Consider the following 15,968-nt stretch of genomic DNA (forward strand, 5'->3'; position numbering starts at 1 on the left):
GAGCCGGACCGGTCCCGTTACGCCACCCGGGCGACGACGTAGCGGAAGATGTTCGGCAGCCAGACGGCGCCGTCGCCCCGCTCGTACGGGTGAAGCGCCTCCGACAGCTCCTTCTCCGCCAGCGCGGGATCGGCCGCGCCGTCGTAGAGCCCCGTCGACAGCAGGCCGCGCACGGCGCTGTCCACGTCCGCGTACCCGAAGGGGCAGAACACCCGCCCCGAACCGTCCGGCACCAGCCCCGCCCGCGCCACCATCGCGTCCAGGTCCCGCGCCACCGGCCCGCCGCCCAGCACCGCCGGCACCGTGCACCGCTCCACCGGCCCCCAGTCGGCCAGCACCACGGCCCCGCCCCGCCGCACGGCGGGCAGGGCCGCGGCCAGCGCGCCCGGAGCCGGCGAGAAGGCCAGCAGGACGTCGTAGGGCCGCGCCGCGGGCACCGGAGGGCCCGCCACCACCTCCAGCAGCCGTTCGCGGGCCAGCGCCCGGCGCGCCGGATCCGCCTCCACGCCCGTGGCGGCGGCTCCCCGCCCTGAAGCCAGCAGCAGGGCCAGCCCGGCCCCGCAGTCGAGGCCCAGCAGCCGGTCGCCCGGCCCGACCTCCAGCCGTTCGTAGACCGCCTCGTAGAGCGGTACCAGCATCCGTTCCTGGATCTCAGCCCAGTCCCGGGCGACGAGCGTCGCCGTCGGCGTCGGTGTCATCGAAAGAGCGCTCCTGATTCCGTGTCGCCCCCTTGCCCCCGTTGCCAGGGAACTCCCCATTCGCCCCCGCGTCCAGAGGAGCGCGCCACCCGATTCACGCTCGGCGCACGAGGCGCCGTACCATTCGCGCCATGGCAAAGGCACCCGTTCTCACCCCGCAGGCGGAGGATTTCCCCCGCTGGTACCAGGATCTGATCAACAAGGCCGAGCTGGCCGACAACGGTCCGGTCCGCGGCACCATGGTCATCCGACCGTACGGCTACGGCCTGTGGGAGCGGATGCAGCAGGAGATGGACGCGCGGATCAAGGACGCGGGCGCCCAGAACGCGTACTTCCCGCTGTTCATCCCGCAGTCCTACCTGACGAAGGAAGCGGAGCACGTCGAGGGCTTCGCCCCCGAGCTCGCGGTCGTCACGCACGGCGGCGGCAAGGAGCTGGAGGAGCCGGTCGTCGTCCGGCCCACCTCCGAGACGATCATCAACGACTACTTCTCCAAGTGGGTCCAGAGCTACCGCGACCTGCCCCTGCTGATCAACCAGTGGGCCAACGTGGTCCGCTGGGAGATGCGCCCCCGCGTGTTCCTCCGTACGAGCGAGTTCCTCTGGCAGGAGGGCCACACCGCCCACGCCACCTACGAGGACGCCCGCGAGTACGCGGCGCGCATCCACACGGACGTCTACGGCGACTTCATGAAGAACGTCCTCGCCATCGACGTCGTCCTCGGCCGCAAGACCGCCAAGGAGCGCTTCGCCGGCGCCATCAACACCCTCACCCTCGAGGGCATGATGGGCGACGGCAAGGCCCTCCAGCTGGGCACGAGCCACGAACTCGGCACCAACTTCGCCAAGGCCTTCAACACCCAGTACCTGTCGAAGGAAGGCAAGCAGGAGCTCGTCTGGCAGACCTCGTGGGGCGTCTCGACCCGCATGGTCGGCGGCCTGATCATGTCCCACGGCGACGACAACGGCCTGCGGGTCCCGCCGCGCCTCGCGCACGTCCAGGTCGTCGTCATGGCGATCAAGGGCGACGAGGCCGTGACCAAGGTCCGCGAGCTGGGCGCCCAGCTGAAGGCCGCCGGCCTGCGCGTGCACGTGGACGACCGCGTCGACACCCCCTTCGGCCGCCGCGCCGTGGACTGGGAGCTCAAGGGCGTACCCGTCCGCATCGAGATCGGCCCCCGCGACCTGGAGGCCGGCACCGCGATGCTGGCCCGCCGGATCCCGGGCGGGAAGACCCCGGTGCAGATCGACGCGCTCGCCGACCTGCTGCCCAAGGTCCTCGACGAGGACCAGGCCCAGCTGCTGCGCGAGTCCCGCGAGCGCCGCGAGGCCCGTACGTCGGACGTCGCGACCATCGAGGAGGCCGCCGAGGCCGCCATCGCCGGCGGCTGGGCGCGCATCCCGTGGGCCGACCTGGGCCCCGAGGGCGAGGCCAAGCTGGCCGAGCAGGCCGTCTCCGTACGCTGCCTGATCGCCCCGGACGGGTCGGTTCCGGAGACGGACGACGCCCCGGGTACGCTCGCCATCGTCGCGCGCTCCTACTGAGTTCCAGGACCGCTGGGTTCAAGGACCCTTGGGTTCCAGGATCACTGGGTTCCAGGATCACGCCCCCGGCGTGCGGCTTCGGCCGCGCGCCGGGGGCGTGGCCGTCGTTAGCCCTCGTTACGTACCGACTCCTCCTGAGTTCTACGCACCCGTCCTCCTCCGGACGCATGAGACTGAACTGACTGGTACGTGCAAAAAATTTGGAATGGCCCGGAATCGGAACACCGGGGCACCCCGGCTCGTTGTCACGACGTGAGCACGACACCACCTGTTCTCGCCGCAGAGCTGGCGCAGGCGTGGGCCGACATTCAGCGGTACCACCCCGAGCTGCCTGACCTTGCCGCGCCCGAGTCCCTGATCGGAGAGTCCTCGTCCGCCTGCGGCGCCGAGCTCTCCTTCGAGCGACTGCTGCACGAGGCAGTCCACGGCATCGCAGCCGCCCGCGGAGTCCGAGACACCTCCCGGGCAGGCCGCTACCACAACCGCAGATTCCTCGCGATCGCCGAGGAGATGGGGCTGGACCACTCCGAAGAGCCGCACGCCAGCAGCGGCTTCTCGCTGGTCTCCCTCAACCCCGAGGCGAAGAAGCGCTACCGCCCCACCATCGAGCGGCTCCAGCGCGCCCTCAAGGCGCACACGGCCGCCACCGCGGCCGACACCAAGCGCAGCTTCCGCGGACCCGCCGCCCGTCACGGCTCCTCCGGCGGCGGCGTCCGGGTCAAGGCGGTCTGCGACTGCGGGCGCAACGTGCGCGTCGTCCCCTCCGTACTGGCCCAGGCGCCGATCGTGTGCGGCGGCTGCATGAAGCCCTTCCGGATCCCGGACGTGGCCGTCAGCGCGGCCGCCTCCTGAAGGCCCGGAGCGGCAGGGCGTCCCCCGGCCGGGCCGCACGCGGTGGGACGCGGGGCGTCCGCCTGCCCGGAGCGGGCGCCGGGTGAGGCCGGCGCGCCTCTCCCGGCCGAGCGCGCCGCAGGCGTATGGCACAATGGCTAGCTGTACTCGACAGTCGCATAGGACCCCTCTCTCCTCCGGCTGACGCGTCCATCGGGCACCCGAGTACCGCAACCCCACGTGGCATCTCATGTGCCCAACCACGTCAAGTTCAGGAGACACCACTCCAGTGGCAGTCAAGATCAAGCTCAAGCGCCTCGGCAAGATTCGCCAGCCGCACTACCGCATCGTCGTCGCCGACGCCCGTACCCGTCGGGACGGTCGCGCGATCGAAGAGATCGGTATCTACCACCCGACCTACAACCCGTCGCGCATCGAGGTCAACGCCGAGCGTGCGCAGTACTGGCTGTCGGTCGGCGCCCAGCCCACCGAGGCTGTGCTCGCCATCCTGAAGCTGACCGGTGACTGGCAGGCGCACAAGGGCCTCCCGGCCCCCGCGCCGCTGCTGCAGCCGGAGACGAAGGAGAGCAAGCGTCGCTCCTTCGACGAGTTCGCCAAGGCCCTCGAGGGCATCGGCGAGACCAAGGGCGAGGCCATCACGCAGAAGGCGAAGAAGGCCGACAAGAAGGCGGACGAGGCTGAGGCCGCCGCCGAGTCGACCGAGGCCTGAGCATGCTCGAGGAGGCTCTTGAGCACCTCGTGAAGGGCATTGTGGACAACCCCGACGAAGTGCAGGTCGCCTCGCGCAACCTGCGCCGCGGACAGGTGCTCGAGGTCCGGGTCCACCCGGATGACCTCGGAAAGGTGATCGGCCGCAACGGCCGCACCGCACGTGCTCTGCGTACCGTCGTGGGTGCCATCGGCGGCCGGGGGATCCGCGTCGACCTCGTCGACGTGGACCAGGTCCGCTGAACAGCTGAAACACCGGCACGGGCCGGGGAGGGCGTTCGTCGCCCACCCCGGCCCGAGTCGTTTCCGCCCCCGGGCGGAGCCACCATTGACCTGAGAGACCGCGACGGAGAGGTGCCGCCTCCGCGAGGGCGGCGGGTCGGCCGCGAAATGGAGAGGGACACACAGTGGAGCTGGTAGTCGCGCGGATCGGCCGCGCCCACGGGATCAAGGGTGAGGTCACCGTCGAGGTACGGACCGACGAGCCCGAGCTGCGGCTCGGACCGGGCGCCGTCCTCAAGACCGAACCGGCTTCGGCGGGTCCCCTGACCATCGAGACGGGCCGCGTGCACAGCGGCCGGCTCATGCTCCGCTTCGCCGGGGTCAAGGACCGCACCGGCGCCGAGGCGCTGCGCAACATCCTCCTCATCGCCGAGGTGGACCCGGCGGAGCTCCCGGAGGAGCCCGACGAGTACTACGACCACCAGCTGATGGACCTGGACGTCGTGCTCGCCGACGGCACCGCGATCGGCCGCATCACGGAGATCTCCCACCTGCCCTCGCAGGACCTCTTCATCGTCGAGCGTCCCGACGGCAGCGAGGTGATGATCCCCTTCGTCGAGGAGATCGTCGCCGAGATCGACCTGGAGGAGCAGCGCTGCGTCATCACGCCGCCGCCCGGGCTGATCGACGACCGCGCCGAGATCGCCTCCGCGCGCGACGCGGGTGACGAGGGCGACGCCTGATGCGGCTGGACGTCGTCACGATCTTCCCCGAGTACCTGGAACCGCTGAACGTCTCCCTCGTGGGCAAGGCGCGCGCCCGCGGACAGCTCGACGTACACGTCCACGACCTGCGGGACTGGACGTACGACCGGCACAACACCGTCGACGACACCCCGTACGGCGGCGGCCCCGGCATGGTCATGAAGACCGACCCGTGGGGCGAGGCCCTCGACGCGGCGCTGGCCGACGGGTACGAGTCCGGCGCGCACGGCCCGGTCCTCGTCGTCCCCACCCCCAGCGGCCGGCCCTTCACCCAGGAACTGGCCGTCGAACTGTCCGAGCGCCCCTGGCTGATCTTCACGCCGGCCCGGTACGAGGGCATCGACCGCCGGGTCATGGACGAGTACGCGACGCGCATGCCGGTCTACGAGGTCTCCATCGGCGACTACGTGCTGGCCGGCGGCGAGGCCGCCGTCCTGGTCGTCACCGAGGCCGTCGCCCGGCTGCTGCCCGGTGTGCTGGGCAACGCCGAATCGCACCGCGACGACTCCTTCGCGCCCGGCGAGATGGCCAACCTGCTGGAAGGCCCCGTCTACACGAAGCCCCCGGAGTGGCGCGGGCGCGGCATCCCCGAGGTGCTGCTGAGCGGCCACCACGGAAAGATCGCCCGCTGGCGCCGGGACGAGGCCTTCCGCCGCACCGCGCGGAACCGCCCCGATCTGATCGAACGCTGCGAGGCCTCCGCCTTCGACAAGAAGGACCGGGAGATCCTCAGCATCCTGGGCTGGAAGCCGACCGCTGACGGCCGATTTTGGCGCAGGCCCGCCGCCGTGGAAGAATAGGCGGCTGTTGTGTGCTCGCGGGCGCCCCTGCCACAGGGGGACCGTCGTCCGCGACGTGACACGACTCCCGAATTCTCTACGGAAATCCGCACCGGCGACCTGTGGCGTCGTGCGAAGAAAGCAGACGAACAACATGTCTCACCTGCTCGATGGCGTCAACGCCGCCTCGCTGCGCACCGACGTCCCGGCCTTCCGCCCGGGTGACACGATCAACGTGCACGTCCGCGTGATCGAGGGCAACCGCTCCCGTATCCAGCAGTTCAAGGGCGTTGTCATCCGTCGCCAGGGCTCTGGCGTCTCCGAGACCTTCACCGTCCGCAAGGTCTCCTTCAGCGTCGGCGTGGAGCGCACCTTCCCGGTCCACTCCCCGATCTTCGAGAAGATCGAGCTCGTCACCCGCGGTGACGTGCGTCGCGCCAAGCTGTACTTCCTCCGTGAGCTCCGCGGCAAGGCCGCGAAGATCAAGGAGAAGCGCGACCGCTGATCTCCTCTCCGGATCCAGGGGGCGGCCGGATAGGCTCGTTCCCGATGGACACCGAAGCAGAGCTCACAGAACGCGGCCACTCCGCCCCCGATCAGGGGTCGGAGCGGTCGCGTTCTGCGTTTCCGTCCTGGCGGCGGGCCGGGGTGCTCGGTGTGGCCTGTGCCGTGTTCCTGCTGCTGCTCGGGAACTTCGTCGTACAGCCCTTCCGGATCCCGAGCCACTCGATGGAACCGACGCTGCGGGTCGGCGACCGGATCCTGGTGAACAAGCTGGCGTACCGTTTCGGCGACCAGCCGGAGCGGGGGGACGTGGTGGTCTTCGACGGGACCGGCTCCTTCGTGCGCGAGCCGGCCGCGGGCAACCCGGTCGGGGAGTTGCTGCGGGGCGCGGGATCGGCGCTGGGGCTGGCGGAGCCGCCCGACACCGACTTCGTGAAGCGGGTCGTGGGCGTCGGCGGCGACGACGTGGTGTGCTGCGACGCGGTCGGCCGGATCCAGGTCAACGGGGTCCGGGTCGACGAGCCGTACCTCTTTCCCGGGGACACCCCCTCGAAGGTCCCCTTCCGGATCGTCGTGCCGCTGGGCACCCTGTGGGTGATGGGTGACCACCGGTCCCAGTCCCGGGACTCGCGCGACCACCTGGGGGAGCCGGGCGGGGGGATGGTGCCGGTGGAGAAGGTGATCGGGCGGGCCGACTGGATCGGCTGGCCGGTGTCGCGCTGGGGCTCCGTGACGGGGCCCGGCGGCGGGGCCGGTGGCCCGCATGGGTAGCCGGGGGCGCCCGAAGGGCGGACGTACGCCCCGATCCGGGTCGAAGGCTCCCGCTGCGGCGCCTTCCGGGCGGGCCGCGCGCAAGGGCAAGCCGGACTTCGGCGCGTGGCCCGGCATCGGCATGGAGGCCGACGCCGGTGTGCGGCCGGACGCCCGGGCGGGCACGGGTGCGGGTACGGACGCGGGTGCCGGGGCGGCGGCGGGATCCGGGCGGAAGCCGGATTCCGGGCCCAGGCCGGGGGAGGGCGCGAGCCGGGCGGAGCGGCGCCGGATGGCGCGCCGGGTCCGTCGGCGCAGGCGTACCCGGCGGGCGGGCGAGCTGCCGCTGCTGGTGGTGGTGGCGCTGTGCATTGCCCTGGTGCTCAAGACCTTCCTGGTACAGGCCTTCTTCATCCCGTCCGGCTCGATGGAGCAGACGATCCGGATCGGCGACCGCGTGCTCGTGGACAAGCTGACCCCGTGGTTCGGCTCGAAGGTCGAGCGCGGCGACGTCGTCGTCTTCGAGGACCCGGGGGGCTGGCTCCAGGGCGAGGCGGCCCGGCCGGCCCGGGACCCGGCCGGGATCAAGCAGATCAAAGAGGCCCTGACCTTCATCGGCCTGTTGCCCTCCGCCGACGAACAGGACCTGATCAAGCGGGTCATCGGCGTGGGCGGGGACACCGTGAAGTGCTGCGACGACCGGGGCCGGGTGACCGTCAACGGCGCGCCGCTCGATGAGCCGTACGTGTCTCCCGGCAACGCCCCCTCGGAGATCCGCTTCGAGGTGCGGGTCCCCGCCGGGCGGCTGTTCGTGATGGGCGACCACCGGGCGAACTCGGCCGATTCCCGCTTCCACCTGGACGAGGCGTTCGAGGGGACGATCGACGAGGAGGAGGTGGTGGGGGAGGCCGTGGTGATCGCCTGGCCCTTCGACCACTGGCGCCGGCTGGAGCAGCCCGCGACCTTTCTCAACGTGCCCGATCAGGCCCGGCGCGGGCGGCGGCGCGGACCCGGCGGGCGCCGTGGGGGCACGGCGTTCGCATAGTGTGTCCTTGGTCTCCCGCGCCTTAGGGAACTCCCGCTCGTTAAGGGAGGGGAGGGCCCGTTTTCCCCTTTGGAGCGGGCGGCGATTCTCGATTGAGGAGTGGATGTGGGGGATGTGGCGGTAGGCGCACGATCCGGACGCGACGAGGGCGAGGAGCGGCCGGACGACGCCGTCAAGCGCGAGGCCGAGGAGGACGCGGCCGAAGAGCGCCCGCAGCGTTCCTTCTGGAAGGAGCTGCCGCTCCTGATCGGTATCGCCCTGCTGCTGGCCCTGCTGATCAAGACCTTCCTGGTCCAGGCGTTCTCGATCCCGTCCGACTCGATGCAGAACACGCTGCAGCGCGGTGACAGGGTCCTCGTGGACAAGCTGACCCCGTGGTTCGGATCGGAGCCGGAGCGCGGCGAGGTCGTCGTCTTCCACGACCCCGCCGACTGGCTGTCCGACCAGCCCGCACCGGAGCCGAACCTCGCACAGCAGATCCTCAGCAAGATCGGTCTGATGCCGTCCGCGGACGAGAAGGACCTGATCAAGCGGACCATCGCCATCGGCGGGGACACGGTCTCGTGCAAGAAGGGCGGACCGGTCGTCGTCAACGGCAAGGAGCTCGACGAGCCGTACATCTTCCCCGGCAACACCCCCTGCGACGACGCCCCGTTCGGCCCGATCACCGTGCCCAAGGGCAAGATCTGGGTGATGGGCGACCACCGGCAGAACTCCCGGGACTCCCGCTGGCACATGCAGGACTCCACGCAGGGCTTCGTGCCGGTCGACAAGGTCGTCGGGCGCGCCGTGGTCGTCGCGTGGCCGCTCACCCGCTGGTCCACCCTGCCGATCCCGGACACCTTCGACCAGCCGGGCATCGGCAACCAGGCCGCGGCGACCGCGCTCGGCCTCGGGGCCGCCGGACTGGCGCCGGTCGGGCTCGGCCCGGCCGCCCTCGGGCTCGCGGGTGCGGTTCCGCTCGTCCTGTGGCGCAGGCGGAGGCTGACCAAGGGGCGTACCGCCCGGTAGGGTGCCGCCCAGGTCGACGATCTCCGAGGTGTGGGGGCGCTGCAATGGGCGGAACGCAGGCGAGCGGTACACGTATACGTGGTGGCAAGGACGGCCGCGGCGGCCTCGGCAACACTCTGTCGGGGCTGGCCGTGGCCATCGGCTTCCTGCTCTTCCTCGGCGGCTTCGTCTGGGGCGCGCTCGTGTACCAGCCGTACACGGTGCCGACGGACTCGATGGTCCCGACGGTCAATCCCGGCAACCGGGTGCTCGCCCAGCGGATCGACGGCGCCGAGGTGCGGCGCGGGGACGTCGTCGTCTTCACTGATGCCGTGTGGAGCGATTCGCCCATGGTGAAGCGGGTCGTCGCGGTCGGCGGCGACACCGTGTCCTGCTGCGGCAAGGGCGGCCGGCTGACCGTGAACGGCAAGGAGCTGGACGAGCCCTACCTCGCCCCCGCGCAGAACGACGCGGCGGCCGTGGCGGCCGGTACGGCTTCCGGGACGCCGTTCGAGGTCAAGGTCCCCGAGGGCAACCTCTTCCTGCTGGGCGACCGGCGCGGGGCCTCGCTGGACTCCCGGGCCCACCTGACGGAGGCCGGGCAGGGGACCGTGCCCCGGTCGGCGGTGACGGCGCGGGTCGACGCGCTGGCGTGGCCGTCGATGAAGATGCTGGACCCGGCCCGGACCTACGCCGACCTGCCCGGAGGCATCTCCCAGCCCGGGCCGCTGCGCCTCCAGGTGGCGGCGGTGGCCGCCGGAGCGGTGCTGGTGGTGCTGGGAGCCGCGTACGGGCCCCTCGCCCGGCTCCTGGGGCGCGGGCGACGGGAGCGCTCCGGTGCCCGCTGACCGGGCCGGCACGGGGCCGGAGACCGGGCCGGAGACTGGGCCGGAGACCGGGCCGGGGCCGGGCTCGGAGTCGGGGTCGGAGGCGGGGTCCGATCCGGGCTCGGAATCGGGGTCGCGGTCGGAGCCCAGGAAGGTGTCCCGGGTGATCCTGCTGGACCCCGCGGACCGGATCCTGCTGCTCCACGGCTTCGAACCGGGGGACCCGGCGGACAGCTGGTGGTTCACCCCCGGAGGCGGGCTGGAGGGGACCGAGACCCGGGAACAGGCCGCACTGCGGGAACTCGCCGAGGAGACCGGCATCACCGGGGTGGACCTCGGGCCGGTGCTGTGGCACCGGTACTGCGCCTTCCCCTTCGACGGGCGGCGCTGGGAGCAGGACGAGTGGTACTTCCTCGCCCGGACCGACCGGACCGAGACCGCGATGGACGGGCTCACCGAGCTGGAGCGCCGCAGCGTCACGGGAGCGCGGTGGTGGACCTCCGAGGAACTGTCGGCGGCGCGTGAGACGGTGTACCCGACCAGACTCGCCGAGCTGCTCCGTACGCTGCTCGACGACGGTCCCCCGGACGCTCCGGTGGTCCTGGCCCCGGAAATCGTTTAGGGGCCAGGGGCGCTGGCGCACAATAGGGGGACGCACGGCTGAAGGGGAACATGCCATGAGCGCCGAGGACCTCGAGAAGTACGAGACCGAGATGGAGCTGAAGCTCTATCGGGAGTACCGCGACGTCGTCGGGCTGTTCAAGTACGTGATCGAGACCGAACGTCGGTTCTATCTCACGAACGACTACGAGATGCAGGTGCACTCGGTCCAGGGAGAGGTCTTCTTCGAGGTCTCGATGGCGGACGCCTGGGTCTGGGACATGTACCGGCCGGCCCGCTTCGTCAAGCAGGTCAGGGTGCTGACCTTCAAGGACGTGAACATCGAGGAGCTCAACAAGACCGACCTCGAACTGCCGGGGGCCTGATGCGCTGGGGCTGATCCGGCGGGACCGATCCGGTGGGGCTGATCCGGTGGGGGCTTGCGTGCGGGGGCTGACGTGCCGGGGTGGGTTGCCTCAAGGGGGGCCGGCCGGTTTCCTCGGGGCCGGTTCCTTCGAGGGGCGGTTCCCTCCGGGGAGTGAGCGGGTTGTCCACAACCGCCTGGTTGTCCACCAAGATCCACAGGGTGGGCGGGGACGCGGGATCGTCGGTGCCGGAGGTGGTGCCGGATGAACGCGAAGGGCGTGGCACAGCAGGCATTGGGGCGGTACGGCGAGGAGCTCGCCGCGCGGAGGCTGACCCGGTCGGGGTTGACGGTGATCGCGCGGAACTGGCGCTGCCGGGGCGGTGAGATCGACATCGTCGCGCGGGACGGGGACGCCCTCGTCGTGTGCGAGGTCAAGACGCGTCGCGTGGGGGACTTCGAGCACCCCTTGGCGGCCGTCCGGGCCGCCAAGGCGGCGCGGCTGCGCCGGCTCGCCGAACGCTGGCTGGCCGATCACGGGGGCCCGCCGCCCGGCGGAGTACGGATCGACCTGGTCGCGGTCCTGCTGCCACGGCGCGGCGCGCCCGTGGTGGAGCACGTCCGGGGGGTGGCCTGATGGGGTTCGCCCGGGCCTGCTCGGTGGCCCTGGTGGGCGTCGAGGGCGTGCTCGTGGAGGTCCAGGCCGACCTGGAGCCGGGGGTCGCGGCCTTCACGCTCGTGGGGCTGCCCGACAAGACCCTGGTTGAGAGCCGGGACCGGGTCCGGGCCGCGGTGGTGAACTCCGGCGCCCAGTGGCCGCAGAAGAAGCTCACGGTCGGGCTCAGCCCGGCGTCCGTGCCGAAATCGGGAGCCCATTTCGACCTCGCCGTCGCCGCGGCCGTGCTCGGCGCCGCCGAGGTCGTCGACCCCGCCGTGATTGCCGACCTCGTCCTCATCGGGGAGCTCGGCCTCGACGGCCGGGTCCGCCCCGTCCGGGGGATCCTCCCCGCGGTGCTCGCCGCCGCCGAGGCCGGATACCGGCAGGTGGTGGTGCCGCAGCAGTGCGCCGCGGAGGCCGGGCTCGTCCCGGACGTCTCGGTGCTCGCGGTGCGCAGCCTGCGGCAGCTGATCGCGGTGCTGACCGACGGGGAACTGCCCGAGGAGGAGCCGCCCGAGCGTGCGGGACGCCCCGACTCCATGCTCGCGGGCCTCACCGTCCCGGGTGCCGGGCTCGGCACGGGCCTGTCCCGCGGCACGGGTGACGGCCCGGACTTCCCCGACCTCGCCGACGTCGCCGGACAACAGGCGGCCCGCCGGGCCCTGGAGGTGGCGGCCGCCGGAGGCCACCACCTGTTCCTGAGCGGGCCCCCGGGCGCCGGCAAGACGATGATGGCCGAGCGAATCCCCTGGATCCTGCCGCCGCTGACCCGGCAGGACTCGCTGGAGGTGACCGCCGTCCACTCCGTCGCCGGAATCTTGCCGCCCGGCGAACCCCTCGTCGGCAGGGCCCCGTACTGCGCCCCGCACCACTCCGCGACCATGCAGTCGCTCGTCGGCGGTGGGGCCGGGATCCCCCGGCCCGGGGCGGTGTCCCTGGCCCACCGGGGCGTGCTGTTCCTCGACGAGGCCGCCGAGTTCAGCGGCAAGGCCCTGGACGCGCTGCGCCAGCCCCTGGAGGCGGGCCACGTGGTCATCGCCAGGGCCGCCGGAGTGGTGCGGCTCCCGGCCAGGTTCCTGATGGTCCTCGCGGCCAACCCCTGCCCCTGTGGCCGGCACACCCTGCTCGGAGCGGGCTGTGAATGTCCCGCCTCGGTGGTCCGCCGCTACCAGGCCCGGCTGTCCGGGCCCCTGCTCGACCGGGTGGACCTGCGCGTCGGGGTGGAGCCGGTCACCCGCTCCGACCTGCTCGGCCGCGGCGGCCGGGGCGAGAGCACCGAGACCGTCGCCGCCCGGGTCCTGGAAGCCCGCGACCGCGCCGCCGCCCGGCTCGCCGACACGCCCTGGCGGCTCAACAGCGAGGTGCCGGGGCACGAGCTGCGCACCCGCTGGCCCGCGGGTCCCGGCGCCCTGGCCCAGGCCGAGCGGGACATGGAGCGCGGGCTGCTCACCGCCCGGGGACTGGACCGGGTGCTGCGGGTCGCCTGGACGGTGGCCGATCTGCGGGGACGGGACCGCCCGGACGCGCTGGACGCGGCCGTCGCGCTGGAGCTGCGCACCGGGATCGCCCGCGGGGCGACGCTGGCCGCGGGGGCGCCGTCATGACCGCCGACCGGTCCGCCGGGGCCGCCGGCCCGGAGCCGGCGGACGCGGTTGACGCCCCGGCCGGCAGGGCCGGCTGGTCCGGGGGCGGGCTGCCGCCCGGGGGCGTCGGGGGCGCCGCGGAGCGGATGGCCGCACCCGCCGGGGCCGCCGGCACCGCCGGGTCTGAGGGGGAGTCGCGGTCCGGGGCCGCCGGGGGCGGTGCGGAGCTGCTGGCGCGGGCCGCGCTGACCCGGGTGCTGGAGCCCGGGGACGAGCACGGGGGGCGCTGGCTCCGCGCCCGGGGCGCCGTCGGGCTGATGCGCCTGCTGACCGGCCCGGAGCCGGAGGCCGCGGCCCTGACCGGGGTCGGGCCCGAGCGGCTCTCGGGGTATCGCAGACGGGCCGCGGCCGCCGACCCCCGGCGGGACCTCGCGCTGGCCGCGGAGGCGGGCTGCCGGTTCGTCTGCCCCGGTTCCCCGGAGTGGCCGACCCAGCTCGACGACCTCGGCGACACCCGGCCCGTCGGACTGTGGCTGCGGGGCAGTCCCAACCTCCGTACCTGGGCCCTGCGTTCGGTCGCCGTCGTCGGGGCGCGCGCCTGTACCCCGTACGGGGCGCACATGGCGCAGACCCTGGCCGCCGGGCTCGCCGAGCGCGGCTGGGTGGTCGTCTCCGGAGCGGCGTACGGGATCGACGCCGCGGCCCACCGCGGCGCCCTCGCCTCGGGCGGCGCCACGGCGGCGGTACTGGCCTGCGGGGTCGACGTGGCCTACCCGCGCGGCCACGCCGGACTGCTCCGCCGGATCGCGGGCCAGGGGCTGGTCCTCGGCGAACTGCCGCCCGGCAGCCACCCCACACCGAGCCGGTTCGTACTGCGCAACCGGGTCATCGCCGCCCTCACCCGGGGAACCGTCGTGGTCGAAGCGGCGCACCGCAGCGGCTCCCTGGTCACCGCCCGGCGGGCCCAGCGGCTCGGCCGCCTCACGATGGGCGTTCCCGGGCCCGCGACCAGCGGGCTGTCGGGCGGCGTGCACGAACTCCTGCGGGGCGAGGCGGTGCTGGTGACGGACGCCGCCGAGGTCGTCGAGCTGGTCGGCGACATGGGCGAGCTGGCACCCGAGCGGCGCGGCCCGGTGCTCGCCCGCGACCTCCTGGACCGGGACAGCGCGCGGGTGCTCGAAGCCCTTCCCCTCGGCCGGCCCGCGGAACTCGACGAGATCTCCCTCGCCGCGGGCACCGGTACCGATGAAGTCATCGGCAGACTGTACGAACTTCACTCCCTGGGGTTCGTCGAACGGCAGGGCGACGCATGGCAGTTGACCAGGCGGCAGCCAGGAGAGGGGGCGCAATCGGGAGCTGCCCGGCGAGGCGTTCGCTGACCTGGGGCGTTCCGGTGAAAGAGTGACGGCGATGAGAGACGCTGTCTTCCCGGTGGCATCCGCCGGGGCCGAGCGCCAGGCGCCGGTCCCGGGCCGCCCGTGCGAGTCCGGGCGCCCCTGTGCCCCCGCGCCATCCCGTACTCTTCGCGCACCGCGACACTTCCGTCACGCTACGCTCCCAAGGAATCCGGCTCCGGCAAAGGCGAAGCATGCCCCAGCACACCTCAGGGTCCGACCGCGCCGCGGTGCCCCCCGCTGCCCGTGGCAGCGTGCGGTCCACCGCGCCCTCGTCCCTGGAGGTCCTCTGGCGCTCATACAAGGACTCGGGTGACGAGCGGCTGCGGGAGCAGCTGATCCTGCACTACTCGCCGCTGGTGAAGTACGTGGCCGGCCGCGTCAGCGTGGGGCTTCCGCCCAACGTGGAGCAGGCCGACTTCGTGTCGTCCGGGGTCTTCGGTCTGATCGACGCGATCGAGAAGTTCGACATCGAGCGCTCCATCAAGTTCGAGACGTACGCGATCACCCGGATCCGCGGCGCGATGATCGACGAACTGCGGGCGCTGGACTGGATCCCGCGCTCCGTGCGGCAGAAGGCCCGCGCGGTGGAGCGCGCCTACGCGACGCTGGAGGCCCAGCTGCGGCGCACCCCCACCGAGGGCGAGGTCGCCGGCGAGATGGGGATCGCGGTGGAGGAACTCCACACGGTCTTCAGCCAGTTGTCGCTGGCCAACGTGGTGGCCCTGGAAGAGCTGCTGCACGTCGGGGGTGAAGGCGGCGACCGGCTCTCGCTGATGGACACCCTGGAGGACCACGCCGCCGACAACCCGGTGGAAGTCGCCGAGGACCGGGAACTGCGCCGACTGCTCGCGCGGGCCATCAACACCCTGCCCGAGCGCGAGAAGACGGTGGTGACCCTCTACTACTACGAGGGGCTCACGCTCGCCGAGATCGGCAACGTCCTGGGCGTCACCGAGAGCCGGGTCAGCCAGATCCACACCAAATCGGTCCTCCAGCTGCGCGCGAAGCTGGCGGATGTCGGCCGCTGAGCCGCTGAGCCCGCGATGACCTTGCGGAACCTCCGTACAGTGGTCACGTGCCCAGGATTCGAGCGGCCTCCGTGGCCGAGCACCGGTCGATGCAGCGCGGCGCCCTGTTGGACGCCGCGCGCTCCCTGCTGTCCGAGGGCGGGACGGAGGCGCTGACCTTCCCCGCCCTCGCGGAGCGCACCGGGCTCGCCCGGTCGTCCGTGTACGAGTACTTCCGGTCGCGCGCGGCCGTCGTCGAAGAGCTGTGCGCCGTGGACTTCCCCGTCTGGGCCGCCGAGATCGAGGCGGCCATGGAGGCCGCCGAGGCGCCCGAGGAGAAGATCGAGGCGTACGTGCGCAGCCAGCTGGGGCTGGTCGGGGACCGGCGCCACCGGGCGGTGGTGGCGATCTCCGCGAGCGAGCTGGACGCGGGCGCGCGGGAGAAGATCCGCGCCGCGCACGGCGGCCTGGTGGCGATGATCGTCGAGGCCCTGGCCGCGCTGGGGCAGGCGGAGCCCCGCCTGGCCGCGATGCTGCTGCAGGGCGTCGTCGACGCGGCCGTCCGCCGGATCGAGCTCGGCGCCGCCGAGGACCCGGCCGTCGTCACCGACGCGGCCGTGGCGATGGCCCTGCGCGGCGTGCGCGGCTGACACTGCCGGAGCCCGCCGGCCCGCCG

General features: G+C 72.7%; 19 protein-coding genes. 18 read left to right on the forward strand and 1 reads right to left on the reverse strand.

Annotated features, from left to right (window positions below; all coding sequences use genetic code 11):
* Window positions 1–17: 17 nt before the first annotated feature.
* Window positions 18–698 carry a methyltransferase type 11 gene (locus AC07B0_RS20125; protein ID WP_467297774.1) on the reverse strand — a complete coding sequence of 227 codons (681 nt, stop codon included), beginning with the start codon at window positions 696–698 and terminating at the stop codon, window positions 18–20.
* Window positions 699–829: 131 nt separating this feature from the next.
* Here AC07B0_RS20125 and proS point away from each other — a divergent pair, with 131 nt between their 5' ends.
* From proS to AC07B0_RS20215, 18 genes are all read left to right on the forward strand, one after another.
* Window positions 830–2,242, forward strand: a complete 1,413-nt coding sequence (proS, locus tag AC07B0_RS20130) for a proline--tRNA ligase (RefSeq protein WP_356877878.1) — start codon at window positions 830–832, stop codon at window positions 2,240–2,242.
* A gap of 252 nt (window positions 2,243–2,494) precedes the next feature.
* Entirely contained in the window at window positions 2,495–3,094 is a 600-nt protein-coding gene (locus tag AC07B0_RS20135) for a hypothetical protein (protein WP_356877877.1), read from the forward strand.
* 268 nt (window positions 3,095–3,362) lie between these two features.
* Entirely contained in the window at window positions 3,363–3,803 is a 441-nt protein-coding gene (gene rpsP, locus AC07B0_RS20140; RefSeq protein WP_030162461.1) for a 30S ribosomal protein S16, read from the forward strand.
* Window positions 3,804–3,805: 2 nt separating this feature from the next.
* Window positions 3,806–4,045, forward strand: a complete 240-nt coding sequence (locus tag AC07B0_RS20145) for an RNA-binding protein (protein ID WP_030011889.1) — start codon at window positions 3,806–3,808, stop codon at window positions 4,043–4,045.
* A gap of 164 nt (window positions 4,046–4,209) precedes the next feature.
* Complete coding sequence (rimM, locus tag AC07B0_RS20150; protein ID WP_356877876.1) at window positions 4,210–4,767, forward strand: ribosome maturation factor RimM; 558 nt, start codon at window positions 4,210–4,212, stop codon at window positions 4,765–4,767.
* Complete coding sequence (trmD, locus tag AC07B0_RS20155) at window positions 4,767–5,588, forward strand: tRNA (guanosine(37)-N1)-methyltransferase TrmD (protein WP_356877875.1); 822 nt, start codon at window positions 4,767–4,769, stop codon at window positions 5,586–5,588. Before rimM ends, trmD begins: the two co-directional genes overlap by 1 nt.
* Before the next feature lie 133 nt (window positions 5,589–5,721).
* Entirely contained in the window at window positions 5,722–6,072 is a 351-nt protein-coding gene (gene rplS, locus AC07B0_RS20160; protein WP_030227407.1) for a 50S ribosomal protein L19, read from the forward strand.
* Between the two features lie 44 nt (window positions 6,073–6,116).
* Window positions 6,117–6,842 carry a signal peptidase I gene (lepB, locus tag AC07B0_RS20165; RefSeq protein WP_478898658.1) on the forward strand — a complete coding sequence of 242 codons (726 nt, stop codon included), beginning with the start codon at window positions 6,117–6,119 and terminating at the stop codon, window positions 6,840–6,842.
* Window positions 6,835–7,866, forward strand: a complete 1,032-nt coding sequence (lepB, locus tag AC07B0_RS20170; protein ID WP_478898659.1) for a signal peptidase I — start codon at window positions 6,835–6,837, stop codon at window positions 7,864–7,866. Before lepB (AC07B0_RS20165) ends, lepB (AC07B0_RS20170) begins: the two co-directional genes overlap by 8 nt.
* A 114-nt stretch (window positions 7,867–7,980) precedes the next feature.
* Window positions 7,981–8,877 carry a signal peptidase I gene (lepB, locus tag AC07B0_RS20175; protein ID WP_356877925.1) on the forward strand — a complete coding sequence of 299 codons (897 nt, stop codon included), beginning with the start codon at window positions 7,981–7,983 and terminating at the stop codon, window positions 8,875–8,877.
* Between the two features lie 44 nt (window positions 8,878–8,921).
* The gene (lepB, locus tag AC07B0_RS20180) at window positions 8,922–9,704 is read left to right on the forward strand and encodes a signal peptidase I (RefSeq protein ID WP_478865938.1); all 783 of its coding nucleotides are present in this window, start codon (window positions 8,922–8,924) and stop codon (window positions 9,702–9,704) included.
* 133 nt (window positions 9,705–9,837) lie between these two features.
* Window positions 9,838–10,305, forward strand: a complete 468-nt coding sequence (locus tag AC07B0_RS20185; protein ID WP_356877871.1) for an NUDIX hydrolase — start codon at window positions 9,838–9,840, stop codon at window positions 10,303–10,305.
* A 55-nt stretch (window positions 10,306–10,360) separates the two neighbouring features.
* Entirely contained in the window at window positions 10,361–10,669 is a 309-nt protein-coding gene (locus AC07B0_RS20190) for a DUF2469 domain-containing protein (RefSeq protein WP_281206306.1), read from the forward strand.
* Between the two features lie 243 nt (window positions 10,670–10,912).
* On the forward strand, window positions 10,913–11,284 hold the full coding sequence (locus tag AC07B0_RS20195; protein ID WP_356877870.1) for a YraN family protein: 372 nt from the start codon (window positions 10,913–10,915) through the stop codon (window positions 11,282–11,284).
* Window positions 11,284–12,909, forward strand: coding sequence for a YifB family Mg chelatase-like AAA ATPase (locus AC07B0_RS20200; protein WP_478898660.1), 1,626 nt, complete (start codon window positions 11,284–11,286; stop codon window positions 12,907–12,909). The genes AC07B0_RS20195 and AC07B0_RS20200 overlap by 1 nt, the downstream gene beginning before the upstream one ends.
* A 125-nt stretch (window positions 12,910–13,034) precedes the next feature.
* Window positions 13,035–14,267, forward strand: coding sequence for a DNA-processing protein DprA (dprA, locus tag AC07B0_RS20205; RefSeq protein WP_478898682.1), 1,233 nt, complete (start codon window positions 13,035–13,037; stop codon window positions 14,265–14,267).
* A 209-nt stretch (window positions 14,268–14,476) separates the two neighbouring features.
* A complete protein-coding gene (whiG, locus tag AC07B0_RS20210) occupies window positions 14,477–15,313 on the forward strand; it encodes an RNA polymerase sigma factor WhiG (protein ID WP_356877867.1) in 837 nt (278 codons plus the stop codon).
* Between the two features lie 71 nt (window positions 15,314–15,384).
* Window positions 15,385–15,942: a TetR/AcrR family transcriptional regulator gene (locus tag AC07B0_RS20215; protein ID WP_469381162.1), complete on the forward strand. Its 558-nt coding sequence runs from the start codon at window positions 15,385–15,387 to the stop codon at window positions 15,940–15,942.
* Window positions 15,943–15,968 lie beyond the last annotated feature (26 nt).

Source organism: Streptomyces sp. NPDC044704 (assembly GCF_056433525.1).